This is a genomic window from Yimella sp. cx-51, from assembly GCF_017654605.1.
Lineage (GTDB): Bacteria > Actinomycetota > Actinomycetes > Actinomycetales > Dermatophilaceae > Yimella.
This window is the reverse complement of record NZ_CP072113.1, coordinates 772,952-792,650: the sequence shown is the minus strand read 5'-3', so window position 1 is coordinate 792,650 and position 19,699 is coordinate 772,952. Positions and strand designations below refer to the sequence as shown.

At 64.5% G+C, this 19,699-nt stretch carries 17 protein-coding genes; 7 read left to right on the top strand and 10 right to left on the bottom strand.

Annotated elements, in window-relative coordinates:
- Positions 1 to 7: 7 nt before the first annotated feature.
- On the bottom strand, positions 8 to 904 hold the full coding sequence (locus J5M86_RS03770) for a glycosyltransferase family A protein (protein ID WP_188061576.1): 897 nt from the start codon (positions 902 to 904) through the stop codon (positions 8 to 10).
- A gap of 126 nt (positions 905 to 1,030) precedes the next feature.
- Between J5M86_RS03770 and J5M86_RS03765 the strand changes: the two genes are divergently transcribed.
- Both J5M86_RS03765 and J5M86_RS03760 read left to right on the top strand, forming a co-directional pair.
- Entirely contained in the window at positions 1,031 to 2,011 is a 981-nt protein-coding gene (locus J5M86_RS03765) for a UDP-glucuronic acid decarboxylase family protein (RefSeq protein WP_371811251.1), read from the top strand.
- Positions 2,004 to 3,062: a glycosyltransferase family 4 protein gene (locus J5M86_RS03760; protein ID WP_188061578.1), complete on the top strand. Its 1,059-nt coding sequence runs from the start codon at positions 2,004 to 2,006 to the stop codon at positions 3,060 to 3,062. Before J5M86_RS03765 ends, J5M86_RS03760 begins: the two co-directional genes overlap by 8 nt.
- Here J5M86_RS03760 and J5M86_RS03755 read toward each other — a convergent pair.
- The 5 genes from J5M86_RS03755 to J5M86_RS03735 all read right to left on the bottom strand — a co-directional run bounded on the left by J5M86_RS03755 (position 3,038) and on the right by J5M86_RS03735 (position 8,931).
- A complete protein-coding gene (locus tag J5M86_RS03755) occupies positions 3,038 to 4,201 on the bottom strand; it encodes a glycosyltransferase family 4 protein (protein WP_188061579.1) in 1,164 nt (387 codons plus the stop codon). The genes J5M86_RS03760 and J5M86_RS03755 overlap by 25 nt on opposite strands.
- A gap of 125 nt (positions 4,202 to 4,326) precedes the next feature.
- Positions 4,327 to 5,244, bottom strand: coding sequence for a glycosyltransferase family 2 protein (locus J5M86_RS03750; protein ID WP_256433519.1), 918 nt, complete (start codon positions 5,242 to 5,244; stop codon positions 4,327 to 4,329).
- An 18-nt stretch (positions 5,245 to 5,262) separates the two neighbouring features.
- Entirely contained in the window at positions 5,263 to 6,843 is a 1,581-nt protein-coding gene (locus J5M86_RS03745) for a lipopolysaccharide biosynthesis protein (RefSeq protein ID WP_188061581.1), read from the bottom strand.
- On the bottom strand, positions 6,833 to 7,465 hold the full coding sequence (locus J5M86_RS03740) for a phosphatase PAP2 family protein (RefSeq protein ID WP_188061582.1): 633 nt from the start codon (positions 7,463 to 7,465) through the stop codon (positions 6,833 to 6,835). Before J5M86_RS03740 ends, J5M86_RS03745 begins: the two co-directional genes overlap by 11 nt.
- Positions 7,466 to 7,512: 47 nt before the next feature.
- Complete coding sequence (locus tag J5M86_RS03735) at positions 7,513 to 8,931, bottom strand: polysaccharide biosynthesis tyrosine autokinase (protein ID WP_188061583.1); 1,419 nt, start codon at positions 8,929 to 8,931, stop codon at positions 7,513 to 7,515.
- 92 nt (positions 8,932 to 9,023) lie between these two features.
- Here J5M86_RS03735 and J5M86_RS03730 point away from each other — a divergent pair, with 92 nt between their 5' ends.
- The 5 genes from J5M86_RS03730 to J5M86_RS03710 all read left to right on the top strand — a co-directional run bounded on the left by J5M86_RS03730 (position 9,024) and on the right by J5M86_RS03710 (position 15,891).
- Positions 9,024 to 10,997 carry a glycosyltransferase gene (locus tag J5M86_RS03730; RefSeq protein WP_244328467.1) on the top strand — a complete coding sequence of 658 codons (1,974 nt, stop codon included), beginning with the start codon at positions 9,024 to 9,026 and terminating at the stop codon, positions 10,995 to 10,997.
- 35 nt (positions 10,998 to 11,032) lie between these two features.
- Entirely contained in the window at positions 11,033 to 12,382 is a 1,350-nt protein-coding gene (locus tag J5M86_RS03725; RefSeq protein ID WP_188061584.1) for an O-antigen ligase, read from the top strand.
- 217 nt (positions 12,383 to 12,599) lie between these two features.
- Complete coding sequence (locus J5M86_RS03720) at positions 12,600 to 13,724, top strand: glycosyltransferase family 4 protein (protein WP_188061585.1); 1,125 nt, start codon at positions 12,600 to 12,602, stop codon at positions 13,722 to 13,724.
- 5 nt (positions 13,725 to 13,729) lie between these two features.
- The gene (locus J5M86_RS03715; protein WP_188061586.1) at positions 13,730 to 14,737 is read left to right on the top strand and encodes a glycosyltransferase family 4 protein; all 1,008 of its coding nucleotides are present in this window, start codon (positions 13,730 to 13,732) and stop codon (positions 14,735 to 14,737) included.
- 341 nt (positions 14,738 to 15,078) lie between these two features.
- The gene (locus J5M86_RS03710; protein ID WP_244328466.1) at positions 15,079 to 15,891 is read left to right on the top strand and encodes a glycosyltransferase; all 813 of its coding nucleotides are present in this window, start codon (positions 15,079 to 15,081) and stop codon (positions 15,889 to 15,891) included.
- 295 nt (positions 15,892 to 16,186) lie between these two features.
- Here the strand turns inward: J5M86_RS03710 and J5M86_RS03705 are convergent, their stop codons facing one another.
- The 4 genes from J5M86_RS03705 to J5M86_RS03690 form a co-directional block, all read right to left on the bottom strand.
- Positions 16,187 to 16,822, bottom strand: coding sequence for a hypothetical protein (locus tag J5M86_RS03705; RefSeq protein WP_188061588.1), 636 nt, complete (start codon positions 16,820 to 16,822; stop codon positions 16,187 to 16,189).
- Positions 16,823 to 16,938: 116 nt separating this feature from the next.
- Complete coding sequence (locus J5M86_RS03700) at positions 16,939 to 17,202, bottom strand: PqqD family protein (protein ID WP_188061589.1); 264 nt, start codon at positions 17,200 to 17,202, stop codon at positions 16,939 to 16,941.
- The gene (locus J5M86_RS03695) at positions 17,186 to 18,064 is read right to left on the bottom strand and encodes a nucleotidyltransferase family protein (protein ID WP_188061590.1); all 879 of its coding nucleotides are present in this window, start codon (positions 18,062 to 18,064) and stop codon (positions 17,186 to 17,188) included. Before J5M86_RS03695 ends, J5M86_RS03700 begins: the two co-directional genes overlap by 17 nt.
- 140 nt (positions 18,065 to 18,204) lie before the next feature.
- The gene (locus tag J5M86_RS03690; protein ID WP_188061591.1) at positions 18,205 to 19,428 is read right to left on the bottom strand and encodes an NADP-dependent isocitrate dehydrogenase; all 1,224 of its coding nucleotides are present in this window, start codon (positions 19,426 to 19,428) and stop codon (positions 18,205 to 18,207) included.
- Between the last annotated feature and the right edge of the window lie 271 nt (positions 19,429 to 19,699).

Below are 19,699 nucleotides of genomic sequence, written 5' to 3'. Positions count from 1 at the left end.
CGCCTGCTCAGTTCGCGGGGCCTCCCCGGATGCGCGTTTGCAATGCCGGAGCCAGCGCTATTGCCGCACGCCCACGCGTCAGACGGGCAGCCCGCGCAAGATGGAGGGCCGTCGATCGCCGATCGGAGCTCCGGTGCGCCGCCCTTGCCGCTTCGAGAGCCTGCAGTCCGAATAGCTCCCGTGTCCGCTGCACGCCAGCATCGCAAGCCTTCACGGTGGCTGTGTCGCCGACTCGTAGGGCCACGTCTCGGTGCGAAGCGATCAACCTGAACCGCTCACGCGCCGCGGTGGCGTAGTCGGCGGACACATTGCTGTCATGCAGGTTGTAGCGCACCAACGGACGAGCAACTCCGACGGGCTCGGCGATTCTGCTCAGGCGCAGAAAAAGGTCGTAGTCCTGCATTACACGCAGCAGAGGATCGTGCCCGCCGACGAGGAGATACGCCGACCGGCGGACGACGACACTGCTGAGGCAGACATGCTGGCTGCGGAGCAGACCGTGATACGAAACCTGCTGCTCCCCGGCGACCTCACCGCGTCCGCTGCGGTTCCACTCGAAACCGGTGTAACAGAAGGCGTTGGCGTCAGCGGCACGCATTCGATCCAACTGCAGTTCGAGCTTCTCGGGGTGCCACTCGTCATCTTGGTCGAGAAACGCAACGAAGGCGGCCGTGGCAACTGACACCCCTCTGTTGCGCGCCGCCGAAACACCCATGTTCGGCTGTCTGAGATAGCGGACCCTCGAATCATCGTGACCCGCGAGCGCCGTCAAGTCCTCGGTAGATCCGTCGTCGACCACGATGCACTCGATGGAGTGCAGTGTTTGGGCGAGCACCGAGGAAAGTGCGCGTCCCAGGAACTCACCCGGGTTGAACGCCGGTATGACAACCGAAACCTCCGCCATGGCTCGATCCTAGACACGGCAAGATCCCGCATCGCAGGACAACACCGTCTGCAGCCACCGTCGGCGCTGCTGCGACGAAGCACCTGAGCCGACGGGCGTGATCCTGCGCGCATCGGACGTGGTTCGATGTCCGTGTCCAGCCAGGATCAGAGCGAGGGGAAGTCAAACATGGTCGATCGGCGGATCTTGGTTACCGGTGGCGCTGGTTTCATCGGATCTCACCTGGTCGAGCGTCTGATCGAACGCGGCGACGAAGTGCTTGTCGCCGACAACTTCTACTCCGGCCTCCGGTCGAATGTTCACCACTTGCTCAACCACCCACAGTTCGAACTCGTCCGACACGACGTCACTTTTCCGCTGTACGTCGAAGTCGATGAGATCTACCACCTCGCCTGTCCGGCGAGCCCGATCTACTACCAGCGTGACCCCGTCCAGACCACCAAGACCAGCGTCCACGGGTCGATCAACATGCTCGGACTCGCGAAGCGCACCGGGGCCAAAATCCTGCTCGCCTCCACCTCGGAGGTCTATGGCGACCCCGAGGTCCACCCCCAGCAGGAAGGCTACTGGGGTCATGTCAACCCGATTGGCATCCGCTCTTGCTACGACGAGGGCAAGAGATGCGCCGAAACCCTGTTCTTCGACTATCGACGTCAGCACAACTTGCCGATCAAGGTCGCCCGCATCTTCAACACCTACGGGCCTCGCATGCGCCCCGACGACGGTCGCGTTGTCTCCAACTTCATCGTTCAGGCATTGGCGGGTGAACCCATCACCATCTACGGCGACGGCCAGCAGACCCGATCGTTCTGCTACGTCGATGATCTGGTGTCCGGCCTGATGAGCCTGATGTCCTCCGATCCGGGCTTCACCGGTCCGGTTAACCTCGGCAACCCTGGCGAATTCACCATGCTCGAACTCGCACAGAGGGTGATCGATCTCACCGGGAGTGCATCCCGCATCGAACACCGTCCTCTCCCCCAGGACGATCCGAGCCGACGCCGACCCGACATCTCACTTGCAGAATCAGCTCTAGACTGGAGACCGAAGACCGCGCTGGACCAGGGCCTAGCGAAAACTGTTGAGCACTTCCGCTCGTATGCCTGAAAGTACGGACGCACCGTTGCGTATCGCGATGGTCTCGCACTACCTACCGAGCGGCAGCAAGATCGGTGTCGGATATCAGGCACACGCGCTCGCCAACGCGCTGTCCGATCGCGGCCATCACGTGACGGTGTTCAGTGACTGCGCGCCAGTCGTGCACGCTCGTTACGACCACCGCCTCGTGGAAATCTCTGGTCCACTGCGAACCTTCCGGTTCGCCACCCGTCTGAGGCACATCGACTTTTCCGGGTTCGATGTCATCCACGCACACGGCGACGACTATTGGTTGTGGCGACGGCGCGCACCCGTCCACGTTCGGACGATGCACGGTTCCTGCTTCGAGGAAGCCAGACACATTCCCGGTGCCAAGGAGAAGGCCCGAATGGCACTTCTCGGAGTCACTGAGGTGCTGGCTTCCACGGTCGCCGATCGCACTGTCTTGGTCTCCCCAGACACCCGCCGCTGGATGCCATGGGTACGCGAGGTCGTGCCGAACGGTGTCGACACGCAGCGCTTCCGCCCCCAGTCGGCTCCGAAGTCCGACCATCCGACCATCCTTTTCGTCGGCACATGGCACAACCGTAAGCGCGGCGCCGAACTCGCTCGCATCTTCAGCCAGCAGGTGCTGCCTGCGGTGCCCGAGGCCGAACTCCTCATGGTCTCGCAGGATTATCCTGCCGATCTGCCCGCTGGTGTCCGTGCCCTTGGCCGACTCACCGACGAAGAACTCGCGCGCGAGTATGCGAGCGCATGGGTCTTCTGCCTGCCCTCGGATTACGAAGGTTTCGGCATCCCCTACGCGGAGGCCATGGCATCAGGCACGCCCGTCGTGGCGACGCCGAACATCGGCGCGCGTTACGTGCTGCGAGACGGTACGGCCGGCGGGGTGCTTACTGAGCTCGACGGGCTCGGCACCGCGCTCGTGAAGGTACTGACGGACGTCGCGTACCGAAATGCATTGCGCGACAACGCAATCGTTCGAAGTGCCGCGTTCTCCCTCGACCGCGTGATCGACCAATACGAGACCATCTACCGCGACAGCACGTCGGAATAGGCAGCCGCCAATTGCGGAGCGACGGCCGCGGCGGAATAGCACTCGACGGCCCGTACTCGGCCGCGGCGTCCGAGCTCGGCGGCGAGCTCAGGGCTGGCGAGCACCTCTGAAATGGCATCCGCCAGAGCCTCGATGTCGTAATCGTCAATGAGACGTGCCGCGTCGCCAACGACCTGTGGAATGGAGCCAGTCCTGGTCGTCACGAGCGGCCTTCCGGATGCCATCGCCTCGGCCAAGACGTAACCGAACTGCTCTTGCCAGTAGGGAGTCGACAAACTCGGGATGACAACCACATCGGCCGCCCGGAACACGTTGGGCACATCCGCATACGACTGACCGTCGAGGACGTGAACACGATCGGCGACGCGAAGTGCTTCAGCGGCCACCTTCACCCGCGCCGTCTGAGGGCCGCTTCCCACGGTGACCAGATGCGCCGGCGACGAGCCGACGTCGACTCGGGAGAGAGCATGCACCAGTTCGACCACGCCCTTCTCCCTGATCATTCGGCCTACGAACAAGACGATCGGCGCGTCCGCCGGGATATCGAGAAGCCCGTTGAGAAATGAACGATCATGCCCCGGTTCGAACCTGTCGGTGTCGAGCGCTGCAGGCACGACCCGGATCCGGTCAGGCTCCACCCCCTCGGCGACCAGCACGTCTCGCGCTCGGTCCGTCACCGCGATGAAGAGTGCCGCCGCGTCGCGGACCCGCTGCTTACGCGCCGTCATCTCCGGTTCATCGTCATACAGGAACGGAATGTTCTCCCAGCACGTCACCACGAGACGTGCGCCGGACTTTCGGGTGAGGTCGACGCACTGGTCAGTGAACGGGATGAAGGTCTCTGCGGCGTGGACGATGTCGGCCGATCCCACGGCTTCGCTCAGCCCTCGCAGCATTCCCGCGTTGCGAAACGACGGCGGCAGGGGCAGTCGGGCACGCCGCGCGGCGCGCACCAGTCGTCCGTTGGCTCGTGGTGGCAGGAGGGTAACCGGCACCGGCACCAGGTCGACCTCGTAGTTTGCAGGGGACTCACCTATGGCCCGGACGTCAAATCCTTCGAGGGCACCGAAGACCTGTGTCTCGAACGGATTCAACGCGGCCCCGCGCACGAACGCCACCGACGGACGAGAAACGGTCACACGATCCCCCTACTCAGATCAGCCCGCCACCACAGGCCCGCGAAAATTCCGTCTGTCAACCGAATGTGTGGTTCAAGTATGCGCAGTGCCGCACGTCGCGGTTACCAGCACACGCGCACACACGGTCATTGCGTCGCCCAGCCCTTTGCATGTCGTTGGAGCGAGGACGGCGCCGCACCGAATCTCCCCGTTGCGGCGTCGCGCACCGCGTACCCGAGAACGAGCGCGTTTCGCATGGCCGTCTGCATGCTCCGCGCCCCGCCCGGCTTGAGGTGCGGAAGAAGATGTCGCCGAAGGAAACGAGCCTCACCTCCGACGCCTGCGCTCGTGCGCTCCCGAATGAACGTCAGCCCGTTTCGAGCATAGAAATAAAGCCCGAGGTAGCTGAACTCTCTGGCAAACGAAGCAGACACCACATGGTGCACCACCGCTCGCGTGTCGACCAGTAAGGGCACACCGATCCGCCGCGCTCGAACACTCCAATCCGAGTCCTCAAAATTGAGAAAGTAGCGATCATCAAACAGCCCGACACGCCTCCAGACAGATGCCGATGCCGTGATGCAGCAGCCGGTGAGCACCTCCGAGTGGCGAATTCCATCGGCATCTGTGGGCGGCATTTCGTCCACGTGCAAATGGCGGGCCACTCCAGTCACTGGATCGACCGCACCGGCGCCGAACCAGACCAGGTCGGGGGTGGCGAGATATCGGATCTCGGGCGCAACCGCAGCCTCCACACGCGAGGCGGACCATGCTAACCGTTCGAGCGCTCCGGGCATGACGACCGTGTCGTTGTTGAGCACCGTCACGAACCGAGCACCACGTTCCAAGGCCCAACGGATTCCAGCGTTCATGCCCCCGGTGAAGCCCTCGTTCACCCGTAATTGGAGCATCGAGATGCGGTCGCCGTACCGCGCTTCAGCTGAGGCGAGCACTCCGTCGAACGAACCGTTGTCGATCACCAACGGATGAACGTTGTCGTTGCTCTCGACGATCGAATCCAAGCAACGCAAAGTGACCTCCCTTCCGTGGAACGAGAGAACCACCACGACATGCTCCAAGGGCTAGCTCCTGACCGTCAGGATGCGGAGAGCCACCGCCGCTGGTCGTGTCAGCCGGGCGGGAACAACTCGCTCCAATGCGACCGCATCGTCCCGCAAGAGTCCGCTGCGGGTGATTCGCAGGACGCACAGGAGCAGGAACACTCCTACGGCCAGAGCGCACGGAGCCGCGACCCACCGATCGAGATCGAGAGATTGCGTTGCCCACCATGTCGCCACTGTGATCACGACGGCAAACAGCAAGCTGCGCGCTTGCTTCAACAAGTCCGACCAGGGCACACGAGTGGCTCGCAGTTCGCTGTTCACGAGCAGCGCCAGTTGGGTAACGGCCCCACTCATGTTGGCGATGACCGCGCCCCAACCGCCGAGAAGCGGAATCAGCGCGACGGCCACACCGACGTCCACCACGAGCGCCAGAACGTTGGCCGTGAGGATGGTTCGGGCTGCGAGACGACCCATGACGAAGGCGGACACCGGTCCCCCCGCGACGAGGAGAGCGGCCGAGACTGCGAGCGCGACGAACATTCCCTCGCTCTGTGCGTACGCCTTCCCGTACATCAGGGGCAGGAGGAGGGCGAAGACAGGCACGGCGACCACCAACAACAGCGAGACGACCAGTCCAGATGCACGCACCGTGCGCCGGAAAGCGCTGCCAACCGCCTCCAGATCAACCTCCCGAAGCCCCGAGATGGCGGGAATGAGGGGCCCGACGAGAGCCTGTGCGGGTGCGAACACATGCGAGGCCAATCCGAAGGCCAGAGCAAACGTGCCTACCGCAGCCGCGTCGCCGAGCCAGGTCAGGAAGAACACCTCGGTGCGCGAAACGACCAGAGTTGCAACGAGCGACCCGACTGCTGTCGGAGCAGCAAACCGCCAAAAGCCCGGAGGCATACCCAGCGGCATCCGTGGGTGGAGCACCGCGCGCCGGTATTCCGGGTCGATGACGCGTAGCGCAAGCCCAACACCGAGCCCACCCGCCGCCAGCCGGGCCGCCCAGACCGCGTCCGCGGTGCCGACCACCCATAGCGCGGTGAGGGTCGCACCCTGCATCAGCAGGTTGACGACCATTGCATTCTGGGCGCCGGCTGCCGTCTTGTTCTCGATCGCCAGGCAGGTGGTCGCTCCGTCGAGGAAGGCGGGGCACCAAACACCGAACGCCAACGCGAGTAGGAGCATCGAGACAGGAACATCGGCGGCCACGACCACGACGAGAGTCAGGAGAGGAGCTGCGACGAACAGTCGGAAACCCTGAGCTCTGGACAGGAGACTGCGGACGTCGCGATGCCGCCCCTGAGCGTGTGCCTTCGCGCCGAATTGGAGCGTCCCGGTAGTCACGCCTACCGCGATGATGCCGCCGACAACGTCCATCAGAGTCATCAGAAACGCGAGCCGCCCGTAGTGCACAACGCCCAACCCGCGTGCCAGGATCAGGTTGACGACGAAGCCGATCGGCACGGCCGTCAATGTATGAATCACCGTCCAACTGGCGCCACGAATTGCACGGTCCTGCAGCTCGCGACGCCCCAGGTGCCGGCTTGCGGAGGCGACGGCCGCCTGCTGCTCCGTAATGTCGTCAGCGGCCATCCTGCGCTCCCGACCGCACGACGCCAGCCCGACCCCGCTGCGGAACCGCAGTACTTCCGACTCTCGACAAGGGGGATTCACCGGTCATGGCCGCAGCTGCCGCTGCCGCGGCGCCTGTCATCAACAAGCTCCCCAATACGTCGCTCGGCAGATGTGCATGGCTCAGCACGTTGCCCAGCGCTCCCAGTACCGCCGTGAAAGCGAGAAACATAATCACGATCGGGTGACCCTGACGGTGCCAGAGAAAGGCTGCCGCCGCACAGGCCGACGCGACGATGGCGGCGTGAGTGGACGGGTATGTGTTCACGTGAGGAAGGACGACGCCGAGTTCTGGTCGATCGGGACCAGAACGTCGTAGTAACCACGCGGCGACGGGCACGGCAGCGATCATCGTCGCGGCGACCAGTGACCGCCACCGCCGGCGTAGTGCTGCACCGACCGCGAGCGGGACTACGACGACGGCGCTCAGCGTAGGACCCAGGTCGCGCGCAAGCTCACCGACCCAGCGATCGTACGGATACCCGATGAGGTTGTGCAGGAAATTGTTCACCCAGCTGTCCGCGGCCTGCCCTCGTCGCGTCCGGACCGCGAAAGCGTAAAGCCCGACGAACAGAACCACCATGCCAAAGGCACTGACAGCACATCGCCAGCGCCGCGCGCGAACGTGGGTCACCGCCGCAACGACGCACGCCGCCCGGCCCGGCTCTCCACCGAACTGGCGCCGCGTTTGGCACCGATCATCTTCGACGCGTCGGACTCGTAGGTGTACTCACCGTAGTAGGAGTCCGATTTAGAACCCACCTTGTTCAGCGCAAAACCGTCGATATCCACACCGGAGGTCTGCAGCATCTTCACCGCCTGCTCGAGATCACGCTTTCGCGTTCGATCTGCCGCCACAACCATCACAAGCCCTGCGGTCAGCTTGTCGAGCAGCACCGCGTCAACCACAGGGAGCACGGGAGGGCTGTCCACCAGGACGTAATCGAAGTCCGCTCCGAGTTTCTCGAAGATCTCCGCCATCCGCTGGGAACCGAGAAGTTCGCTCGGGTTCGGCGGCACCTGACCGGCGGCGAGGATGTGAAGGTTGGAATCGCCGTAGGGCTGGATCACGTCGTAGAGGTCTGCCCGACCGAGCAGCACAGTCGTCAGCCCAGCCGCGCCTTCCAGACCGAGCGTGCTCGCCACGGTCGGCCGCCGCAGGTCTGCGTCCACGAGCAGCGTGCGCGAGCCGGTCTCGGCCACGGCCCGCGCCAAGTTGATCGCCGTCGAGGTCTTCCCTTCGCCTGGCATGGCGGACGTGACAAGGAAGGCGTTCCCGGTGGTCGTGACGTCGACGAACATGAGACTCGTGCGCAGTCGCCGTACGGCCTCCAGGTAGCCATGGTGCTTCGACACGCGCGAATCCCAGGAAAGAATCACTTTCTGCATGTCGTCTGCCGGGAGGGCCGCGAGAAGCGGGCTGTCCGAAATCGTTTGTAGGTCGGATTCCCCTCGAACCTTCGTGTCGAACACATTCCGCATGAGTGCGAAGGCGACCCCCAGAAGCAGGCCGGCGAGCAGCGCAAGTTCGATGTTGCGCGTGAGGTTCGGCGATGTCGGTGATGAAGGCACGCCGGCGGGCGAAATCGTGGTCGCGGCGACAGCCTGGCCGGACGACTTCAGCAGGGGCGAGAAGGTCGCTGCGGCCTCGGCCAGTTGGGGACCCGTTGCGTTCGCGATGGCGGCCGCCCGACGGGGGTCGGGATCGACAGCCGTGACGTTGAGAATCGACGCGGTCGGGTTGACTGTCGCCGAGACATTGATCGGATATCCGGCCGGCAGTCCGAGGCGGCGACGGAGAGGTTCGAGGACCGGCGGCGACCCGAGGACTGCGACATATGTGTTGAGATCTTGTGCAGTGATGACAGCGATACCGTTGTTCGCGCTGGAGCCCTGTGCGGTCGTCTGCAGGTAAACACTTGATCGCGCCGTGTATGAGCGGGGCTGCTGCATGGTGACGACGACCGCTACCGCGACGACGAGAAGTGTGGACAGAGCGACGACGCGCCACCGCCTGCGCATTACCCTGAGAAACTCACGCAAGGTCACGATTCAGTCCGTCCGTCCGGTGGAGACGCCGCAGCAAACGCATCAGTAGCGCGTCTGAGCCTTCCCCAACCCCTATTTCGCAGGAGTCTAACGTGCGCGTTCTTCGTATCTCGCACAGTGCCGTGGTCGGCGATTGGCGGGCGCGGGAGCGGTGGATCCGGTCTTATGGGATCCACCTCGAGCTACTCTCAGCGCGGCAGTGGAACGAGGGCGGACGCAATGTACCGTTGAGGCCGGCGCCCGACGAATCGGTGACCGCTGTCGGCACGGTGGGGCGGCACCCGGCGCTCTTTCTCTACGACCCGAGACCGCTGTGGCGTCACCTACGCCAATCCCTCGACATCCTCGATGTTCACGAGGAACCCTTCGCGCTCGCCACAGCCGAGATTCTGCTGCTGCGGCGACTCGCTCGCCAGACCGCGCCCTACCTCCTGTACTCGGCGCAGAACATCGACAAGCGGTACCCACCGCCGTTCCGTTGGCTCGAGCGATGGGCATTGCGCCACGCCAGCGGCGTCCACGTCTGCAACAGTGAGGCCGGGCGAATCGTTGAACGCAAGGGCTTTCCGGGGGTGTCCACCCTGCTCGGCCTCGGCATCGATACCGCGGTTTTCGCTCCCCGAACACGCCATCGGCCGACGACCGACACAGTGAACGTCGGTTACGCAGGACGTTTCGAACCACACAAAGGCGTCCGTGTGCTGCTTCAAGCGCTGGTCGCCGAGCCGAGACTCCGACTGGGGCTCGCGGGTGCGGGTACGGATGAAGCCGTGCTACGTGCGATGGCCGCCGACCTCGGCATCGAGTCACGGGTGACATGGCACGGCTCGCTGTCGGGCCCGGAACTCGCCGAGTTCTATCGACGCTCGGACGTGCTGGCTGTCCCATCGCTCACGACACCAGGATGGGTCGAACAGTTCGGCCGGGTCGCGGTCGAGGCCATGGCCTGCGGCACACCTGTGGTTGCGTCCGCCGGTGGCGCGCTTCCCGAGGTCATCCGGGACGGCGGGCTGATAGTCCCCGAGTCCGACCCCCGAGCGCTCGCCTCTGCACTCTTGAGGGCCGGGACCGAACCGGAACGAAGTCGAATTGGCGACGCCGCCGCCGCCCGGGGCAGAAGCTACGACTGGCGACACATCGCGAACCAACAGATCGAGCTCTACCGGCGGATCCTCCACGAGCCGCACAGCCTGTCGGGCCGCCGCGTGCACGTCGTCCTGGTGGCGTACGGCTCCCCCGAGCTCGTCGATCGCGCGCTCACGCCATTGGCGGGCTTCGACATCACCGTGGTCGACAACAGTTCACGTGCCGACGTTGCTGCGGTAGCCGAACGGCACGAGGCTACGTATGTCGATCCAGGTCACAACGGTGGCTTCGCCGCCGGGGTCAACGCCGCGCTAGCCCGGCGGGAGGGCGACGGCGCCGATGTGCTGTTGCTCAACCCGGACGCGGTCATCTCGGCCGAGCAGGTCCGAATCCTTCACACGCGTCTGCTGGCGGATCCGGGCCTGGCAAGTGTGGCTCCTGCCCAGCACGACAAGGACGGCAAGCCCTCGCGGGTTGCGTGGCCACTGCCCTCCCCCGCCCGATCAGTGATGGAAGCGATCGGTCTTGGACGCCTCGGACGACAGGACACCTACTCGATCGGATCCATCATGCTGCTCCGCTCAGAAGCACTGGGTCAGGTCGGGGGGTTCGACGAGCGGTTCTTCCTCTACGCAGAGGAGACCGACTGGGCCCGAAGGGCCGTGCAACTCGGTTGGCGACACGGCCTCATAAACGAGGTCGACGCTCTGCACATCGGTGCCGCCACCAGCAGCGACCCAAGCATGCGCGAGGCTCATTTCCATGCCTCGCAGGAGATCTTCCACCGCAAACACTTCGGCACGTTCGGGTGGCAGGTGGCACGGTGGGCTCAGATCGTGGGGTCAGCGGCACGCGGCATCGTCCTACCCGGGGATCGCGGGCTCCAGGCGCGTGATCGGGCACTTCGCTACCTGAGGGGTCCCCTGAGGGTACGGGCGAACGCTGTGCGAACCTCTGACGAGACCGCCACGGTGGGATAACGCAGGGTCTGAAAAGGTGTGAGCGGAGGGAACACATGGCTGCCGGCCGAGTCGCACGCCGCCTGCTGACCTGGGCAAGCGTTGCGCTGGGAGCGGGTCTGGCGATCACGGTGCTCCTCGGCGCGGGCCAACAAATTCCACATCGACCGACCTTGGTGCTCGTCGGTGCGGTCGCGGTCCTGCTGTTCGCGTTGAGCCTGCATGAGGCTGCGCTCGTACCACTCGCATTCCTTCCGCTCTATCTCGTGAGCGAGCGCGCGGGACTCGGCAGCATCGATCTGTCGGTGTCCGACCTAGCGCTCTTCGTGGCTGTCTGGCCGGCAGCGATTCTGGGTCCGCGCCCCTTCTCCCCAGCCCTTCGTACGCTGCTGTGGCTGTCAGCGCTCTATCAGGCCTGCCTGCTGTTCACCCTCATTCAGAATCCGTACCGTGCCAACTACGTCGAGTGGGCCCACGAGTGGGTACTCATCAGCGGCGCTTTGGTCGTTGGTTGGACCATCGGGCGGCGAGGGTTCGCTGGTTTGGCGTTAAGTATCCTGCTCGGCACCGCAAGCCTGCTCGCTGTCGCCACCATCGTGACGGGCATCCAGCAATACCTTGACGGCAACTTTGAGGCTGTCTACGTGACCTCGCCGATGCCCATGCACAAAAACTTCATCGGCGGAGTCATGGGCATCTGCGCCATCATCGCCTGGGTGCGTCCGCAGGAGCTCGTGTGGCGGCGCGTCTCACCGGTCGCCCTCGGGCTACTGCTTGTTGCACTCGCCATGAGTCAGTCCCGCCAAGCAATTGTCGGGCTTGCTGTCGCGATCGCTCTCATCGCCGTCCGCCGGGGGGTGAAGCACCCGCGCCGGGTACTCGCGTTCGCCGCTCTGCCCGCCCTTGGACTGACGGCACAGACAGTGCGGGAGCAACTTGGCGCAACATCCGATTCCGCAAGGTTCAATTCGGTGAATCAGCGCGTCACCTGGTTCTCCGACACGATCGACGTATGGTCCCACCAGCCGCTGTTCGGCGTTGGCCTGCGGTGGTGGTACACGGATCGGTTCGCTCAACGCTTCCAGCCGCCCAACGCATTGCTCGAAGTGGGCTCCTCGGCCGGGTGGATCGGGGTTCTGGGGTTCGCGATCTGGTCCATCGGCAGCCTCGTCGTCAGCACCCGTGACCGCTCTGCCTACGGAATGATCGCTTTCGGAGTCCTCACCGACCGGATCGTGCAAGGACAACTTGACGTGTTCTGGGTCGCGGTTTCCGCTTCGCTTCCGTTCATCGTCATGGGCATCTGCCTCGGTGGACGCGCTGCACAGGTGGAGGCGGACAGAATTTCTTCGGCCGTGGCGACAACTCCAAGCGGCGTCGAGAACCCGCCCATACGTACGGCGTGACCGGCTAGAAGAACGGGCGAACGCGCCGACGTGTGTGTAATACTCCGACGTCAAAAGAGTGCTCGACGTGTTTGTCGACATGGGCGCGAGGTCGAGAGCGAAGGCGCGACCGGTTGACCATCCATCAAGGAAAGCTGAGTCGGGGCAGGGGATGACGAGCGACGTTTCGGCCGTCGAATCGGCTGTTCGGAGTGCACCGGAAGAGCATCAGTTGCCGGTGCTGCAAATCGCTCCCAGGATTGCGCCCGGCACCGGTGTCGGCGGCGTCGCAGCAGCACTCGAACAGGAATTCAGTCGCCGCGGAGTCGAGACGATGCGGTTCACTCTCCGCGAAGCGCACGGGGGCTGGATCCCCGATCCGTCGGCCGGGTCGATGGTGCGAATCTGCACTGCTGCACAGGTAATGTGGTTCTCCACCGTCGGTACCGTGCTGGCCCGACGGATGATTCGCCGCCGCCCCGACGTCGTGGCGGTCTGCCACAACGACGTGTTGGCCGGTGACATCTACGTGAACCACGGCTTGCTACGGACGGCCATGCGTGCGCGCGGTCACCTAGTGTTCCGAATGACTCGTAATCCACTCCATTTGTTCACCGAGGCACGCGACGCCTGGCGGTACGGCCCACGCAGCCCCCATGGCCTCGTGGTCAATCTCACCGCACAGGAGGAGCGCGGTTTGCGCACGCTTCACCCCCGGTTGAGTGCTCAGACCGCAGTCATCGGGAACGGCATCGACATCGACAGATTCCGACCCGCGGATGATCGCCGTCGTGCAGCTGCGCGGACTCAGCTCGGGTTGAGCCAGGACGCGGATGTCGTCCTCTTCGTCGGCCACGAACACGGTCGTAAAGGGCTGCGACCGTTGATCGAAGCCCTCCGAGGCACGGCCGTGCGCCTCCTCGTTGTGGGTGGAAGCGAAGCCGAAGTCGCACGATCCCATGGCTTTGCCCGCACCCACGGCGTTGCCGGGCAAGTGACCTTCACCGGACGGCTCGAGGACCCTCTCGCCGCATACGCCGCGGCGGACGTCTTCGCCCAGCCAAGTGCCTATGAGGCCTACAGTCTCGCCGTCCTCGAAGGCCTCGCCTGCGGTCTGCCCGTGATTTCGACCAAGGTCGGAAGTGCGCCCGACCTCATCACCGACGGCGTGAACGGAAAGCTGTGCGACGCCGACCCTGACCAATTGCGGGCGGCCATGCTCGAACTCCTCGGTCCCGATCGCGCCGGGCGGCGTGAGGCCGCCCGCGCGAAAGCGGAGGAACGATCATGGTCCGTCGTTGCGGATCACTATCTGTCGGTAGCGCGCGGCGTCCGCCGCGTGCCGCGGCCCGCACCGCGATGAGGATCGTGCACGCCATCCGATCCGACGGGTTCGCCGGGGTGGAGGCTCACGTCCTTCGCCTTGCGCTCGCCCAAGCAGCGAGCGGAGACGAACTGGTGGTCATCGGCGGCGCACCAGACCGCATGGCCGCTCCGCTCGCAGCCTCCGGCGTTCGACACGTACCCGCGGCGTCGACCCTGGATGTCGCCCGGGCGTTGGTCGACCAGCGCGGCTCTTCCCACGACATCGTCCACGCCCATATGACGGCTGCGGAGTTGGCTGTCGCTGCGGTTCGACCCAAGACGCCTGTCGTCACGACCCGCCATTTCGCCCAACCGCGCGGAAGTAGCGCTGTCCGTAGGCGCGTGTTCGCACTGGCGGCACGCGGGTTCGCAGCACAGATCGCCGTCAGTGAGTATGTGGCCGAACAGATCGAAGGCCCGTCGACTGTCGTGCGCTCGGGTGTTCCTCGACATGATGCCCCGTCACCTTCGACTCGTGAACGCATTGCACTCGTGGTGCAGCGGTTGGCACCCGAGAAGTACACCGATGTCGCGCTCACCGCGTTCGCACGATCGGCTCTGGCCGCAGACGGGTGGCAACTGCACATAGCCGGCGACGGCATCATGCGTAGTGCACTGGAGTCGATGGCCGACCAACTCGGAATCGGGGCCGCGACCGTGTTCCTCGGCCACCGGACCGACGTCTCCGCCCTCATGGATCGGGCGTCGATGTTGATCGCGCCGATGCCGTTCGAGGCTCTCGGCCTTGTCGTGCTCGAGGCCATGGCTGGCGGACTGCCGGTCGTCGCGGCCGGCGGCGGCGGCCATCTGGAGACGGTGGGCCAGCTTCCGGACGCGGCGATGTTCACGCCGGGCTCCACTGACGAAGCCGCTGCGCATCTTCGGACGCTTGCCGCCAATCCCGACCGCCGCTTGACCTACGGTGCCGGGCTGCGGGACGTTCAGCGGATGAGCTTCACGATTGAGGCCCAGGTCGAAGCCACTGCCGCCGTCTACCGGAGCGTGCTCTGATGCACGATCTCGTGATCATCTCGCTCGAGGCGTGGGACGAGGTTTGGCGCCGGAACCAGCATCTCGTGCATCGCCTCCTGCTCGCGGACCGCGAGCTTCGTGTGCTCTGGGTCGAACCCAGTACTGACCCCCTCCATGCCGCACGTGCCGGACAAACTGTGCAGCGCGGACGAGGGCTGCGAACAGGCCCTGTACTGCCCGGGGAGCACTCCGCTCGCATTCTGCTTCTGGAACCCACCAAACTCCTGCCCCGCAGACTGGACCCGGCGCAGGACCGACGTTGGGCGCGACGCATCAGACAAATCGCCAGGTCCATCGGCTTCGACCGACCATTGCTTTGGGTGAATGACCCGCGTGGCGCGGCCGTGCTCGAGGTCACAGGTTGGCCAACGATCTATGACATTACCGATGACTGGCTGCAAGCTGACCGGACCGCGGCGGAACGTGCGCGGCTGCAGTATCACGAGTCGGTGTTGCTCGAAGGCTCAGCGCGAATCGTGGTGTGCTCACACGCCCTCGAACGGTCCAAGGATCGGCCGGGCCGCACGGTGCTGATCCCTAACGCCGTCGATCCGGTGCCGTATCGATCCCCCTCCCCCAGACCGACCGACCTTCCTAACGGCGCGACAGCGGTCTACGCCGGCACGGTGCACAGCGACCGATTCGACGTACCGCTCGCGGTCACGACCGCCCGCGAACTCTCCAACCGGGGCACGCTCACCCTCGTCGGGCCGAACCTACTGAGTCACTCCGACCGCTCACGGCTCGAGGATGCGGGGGCCGTGCTGCTCGGCTCGAAGCCTGCGAAGGCAGTGCCGGGCTACCTGCAGCACGCCGACGTGCTCGTCGTCCCGCACCTGGTGAACGCCTTCACCGACAGCCTCGACCCGATCAAGGTGTACGAGTATGCCGCGACCGGCCGCCCGGTGATCAGCACGAACGTTGCCGGCTTCCGGGATGCCGGTGACGATCGCGTGACGATCGCCGACGGGCGCAGGTTTGCCGAGGCGGTTGCCGATGCCATCCCCGCACGGTGGATATTCCCCGAGCGCAGTGACCGACCGGTGCCGTCATGGGATGACCGGGCACGGGAGATGGCCGAGGTGCTCTCGGCAGTGGCTAGGTCGCCATACTCACTACAGAAAGGTAGTTAGGCCCTACCGGCTAGCCACGATGCCCTTCAAACTGTCATGGCTAGAACGGGTGCATCTGCGGTGGCGACTCCGGCTCCGGTTGCTGTCCAGCCTCCGGCTCCGCTGTCGGGGATGCCGGAACCGCACTGCCGTCAGCACTCGAGGAAGGTACAGAGATTTGCTCCGTAGCATCCGGCGGCGCACTGCTCGAGGTGGATGTGGCACTTGGAGTCACGGATGGAGTTACCGGTGAATCGCTCATAACAAGAACAACCTTTAAATGGTAGGGCTCGGCGGATTCGCAGAAGGCTCGATCTCAGTTGATGTCCGCCACACCGCGAACCCATGTGATGGTCTGTCCGGGCGGCGTGTAGTTGGGTGGCTGGGTAATCACCACAACGCGCTGGGCAATAGCGTTCACGTTACTGATTCCTGGGCAACCGGTAAATGTTGCAGTGAAGTAGAAGCCGGCAGTGACAGGCGTGTTTCCGAGCACCGCCGTCGGCATCGGGTCCGCCAAGCAGCTCTTGTACATGTAGTAGGTTTGCGAGCCATAGCTCATTGTGCCGTCCTGTGCGGGCGTCGACCACCGTCCATTGTCGCCGGTGTTTCGGGTGAATCCGCTCACAGAAATCGTGAACCCAAAGCGGATACACACCGACGTAATCGTCTGAGCGGCAGTGGTTCCATTTACCTGCAAATATGGGGGCCCCGAGGCACCGATATAGGATGATCGACCGTCAATCGTCGACGTTGCTTTGTTGTTGTTTGAACAGCTACGGTTAGCAATGTCGCCCACGTAGAACAATCCGTCCAGCGCATTGTCCGGCTGTGGAGACGCAGACGCGGTCGGCGCGACGCCCACCGCCACGACTGCGGGAACGGTCCAGGCCGCCCCCTTCGCCAAGGTGCGTCGGCCGACGACTGGCGCGTTGGACTCGCGGTTACTCATGTGTGCTCCCCCACATCGAGCGCGCGCTCCCCGCTGGTGCGCGACAGATACTGTGGTCACCTTAAAGGCGGCGCGACACCTGCGCAAGCGAAACCGGGCACACCCGCCGAACGGCACTACGTCAGGCAGAGAATCCCGTGCGTGATCAGGGTGTCCACGATCGGCTGAACCTGCGTCTTCAACTCGGCGGGGCTGACGTCCACCTCTGCGCCCAGCCGCTCCACCAACGATTCCAGCGAGCCGTTGAGACATCCGGCCAGAACGCGAGCGGCCGCATCGTTCAAGACAAGGAGCGGCCCATCCGGCAGCTTGGCGACGTACGAGGTTCCGTCCGTTGTGATCAGCCCGACGTCCGCGCCCAGCTCAAGTCGTGTCGCCATCACGACCCTTGCGTCGCAATGTGAGCAGTTCGCGGACCGCCTCGCCGCCCCGTCGAACCAGGGCCGCAGCGACATCGATTCGTGACGGCTGCCGACCCAAGACATGACTCAACTGCTCGGTATTGACCAATGGGGCGCGCAAGGCGATTCGAATACGGTCGACCGGCGACCGCGCGGCGCGGATTCGGCCCCACCATTCGGCAGCGCGGGATCCGCCCGTCGTCACAGTGCGCCACAGCAGATACTCCGGCTCGTGCCGAAACTCCGCCAGGCGCCCGGTCGCGGCCGCATAGGCGACTTGGGCGTGCAGGTCGCTCACGTGTTGGTCGATGTCTCGCTGATCGAGTCCCGGATCACCAACCCATTTACGCACCGCGTCCGTCTGCCCGGACCGCGCAGAGTTGAGGATGAGCACAGTCGCTTGCATGGTCACTCCGGGAACAAACCCGTCGGCACCGGCGAGGTGAATCCGTTGCCGCCCGTGCCACATCAGATCGAACGCCTCGTCCGGAGACCGGTAGACGCCCGGAAAGAGGCGATGCAGGTCGAAGTACCCCCACAGATCATGCAGATAGGTCTGGGCATGTTCGAACGGGGACCCGTACGTAAAGGAGCTGTAGAGCTTCCACCCGTGGCATCGGAGTGCCTCGTCCAGCCGCTTCACGTGTTCCGGTCGGACGAGTGCGTCGATATCACTGCCCGGCATCGGCGTCGGGTTCAGGCGCACATCGACGACCTCGCCCTTGATGTGCAGCAGATCAACGCCTGCCGCATCCGCGATGATCTGAACCGCGGCACGGCCCAACACCACCCTGACCGCAGACGGCGCCGCGACCTCCGATGCGCCTGCCTGCACTTCCATGACTGCCAACTCTAGACCGTCGTCCGCGATGCACGACGCCTGTGATCGACGGCCCGAACACTGCCCACTCCAGCCGAGCCCTGTTTGCGAAAGCAGCCCCGGACCGACCGGCCCAGGGCTGCTCGACACGACAAGCCGACTCAGGCGACGTTCATCGCCTTCTGCAGGTTCTCGTCGATCGCGGCGAGGAACTCCTCGGTGGTCAGGAAGGCCTGGTCCTTGCCGACGAGCAGGGCGAGGTCCTTGGTCATCTTGCCCTCCTCGACGGTCTCGATGCAGACGCGCTCGAGGGTCTCGGCGAACTTGGTCACCTCGGGGGTCTCGTCCAGCTCACCGCGCTTGGCGATGCCGCGCGTCCACGCGAAGATCGAGGCGATCGGGTTGGTGGAGGTGGCCTTGCCCTGCTGGTGCTGGCGGTAGTGACGGGTCACGGTGCCGTGCGCGGCCTCGGCCTCGACGGTCTTGCCGTCGGGCGTCATGAGGACGGACGTCATCAGGCCGAGCGAGCCGAAGCCTTGCGCCACGATGTCCGACTGCACGTCACCGTCGTAGTTCTTGCAGGCCCAGACGTAACCGCCCTCCCACTTCAGCGCCGCCGCGACCATGTCGTCGATCAGGCGGTGCTCGTAGGTGAGGCCGAGCTCGTCGAACTGCTCCTTGAACTCGGTGTCGAAGATGTGCTGGAAGATGTCCTTGAAGGCACCGTCGTACGCCTTCAGGATCGTGTTCTTGGTCGAAAGGTAGACCGGCACCTTGCGCTGCAGACCGTAGTTCAGCGAGGCGCGCGCGAAGTCTTCGATCGACTTGTTGTAGTTGTACATGCCCATCGCCACGCCGCCGTCCTCACCGAACTCGGCGACCTCGAGCTCGGTCGGCTCGCTGCCGTCAGCAGGGGTGTAGGTGATGGTCACCTTGCCCTTGCCGGGCACCTTGAAGTTCTGCGCCTTGTACTGGTCGCCGTGCGCGTGACGGCCGATGATGATCGGCTTGGTCCAGCCCGGCACCAGACGCGGGATGTTGCTGATGATGATCGGCTCGCGGAAGATCACGCCACCGAGGATGTTGCGGATGGTGCCGTTGGGGCTCTTCCACATCTCCTTGAGGCCGAACTCCTCGACGCGTGCCTCGTCGGGCGTGATCGTGGCGCACTTCACGCCGACGCCGTACTTTTTGATGGCGTTCGCAGCGTCGACGGTGATCTGGTCGTCGGTCTCGTCACGCGACTCGATACCCAGGTCGTAGTACTTCAGGTCGACGTCCAGATACGGGTGGATCAACCGGTCTTTGATGAACGCCCAGATGATGCGCGTCATCTCGTCACCGTCGAGTTCGACGATGGGGTTCTTGACCTTGATCTTCTCCATGCTTCGCCTGGCTCCTAGGCTCTCTGGCTGGCTGTTCGCCAGCGCTCCGATGCTGCTAACCGGAATTCCGGAAAGCGCGGGACCGTAAATCTTCGATCGGCTCGTGACCGGTCAGCATCCAACTTCGATCCTGCGCCGGCGACGCCCGCGGCGGGTCGACGATGGTCATCGTCGTTTCTCGCACTCGGACGACTGGCAACAGCGACCGTAGCGGTCTGCGCCCAACCGTACCCCTCATGCCGCCTCTCGGCGAAGCCAACGTTGCTCTGAG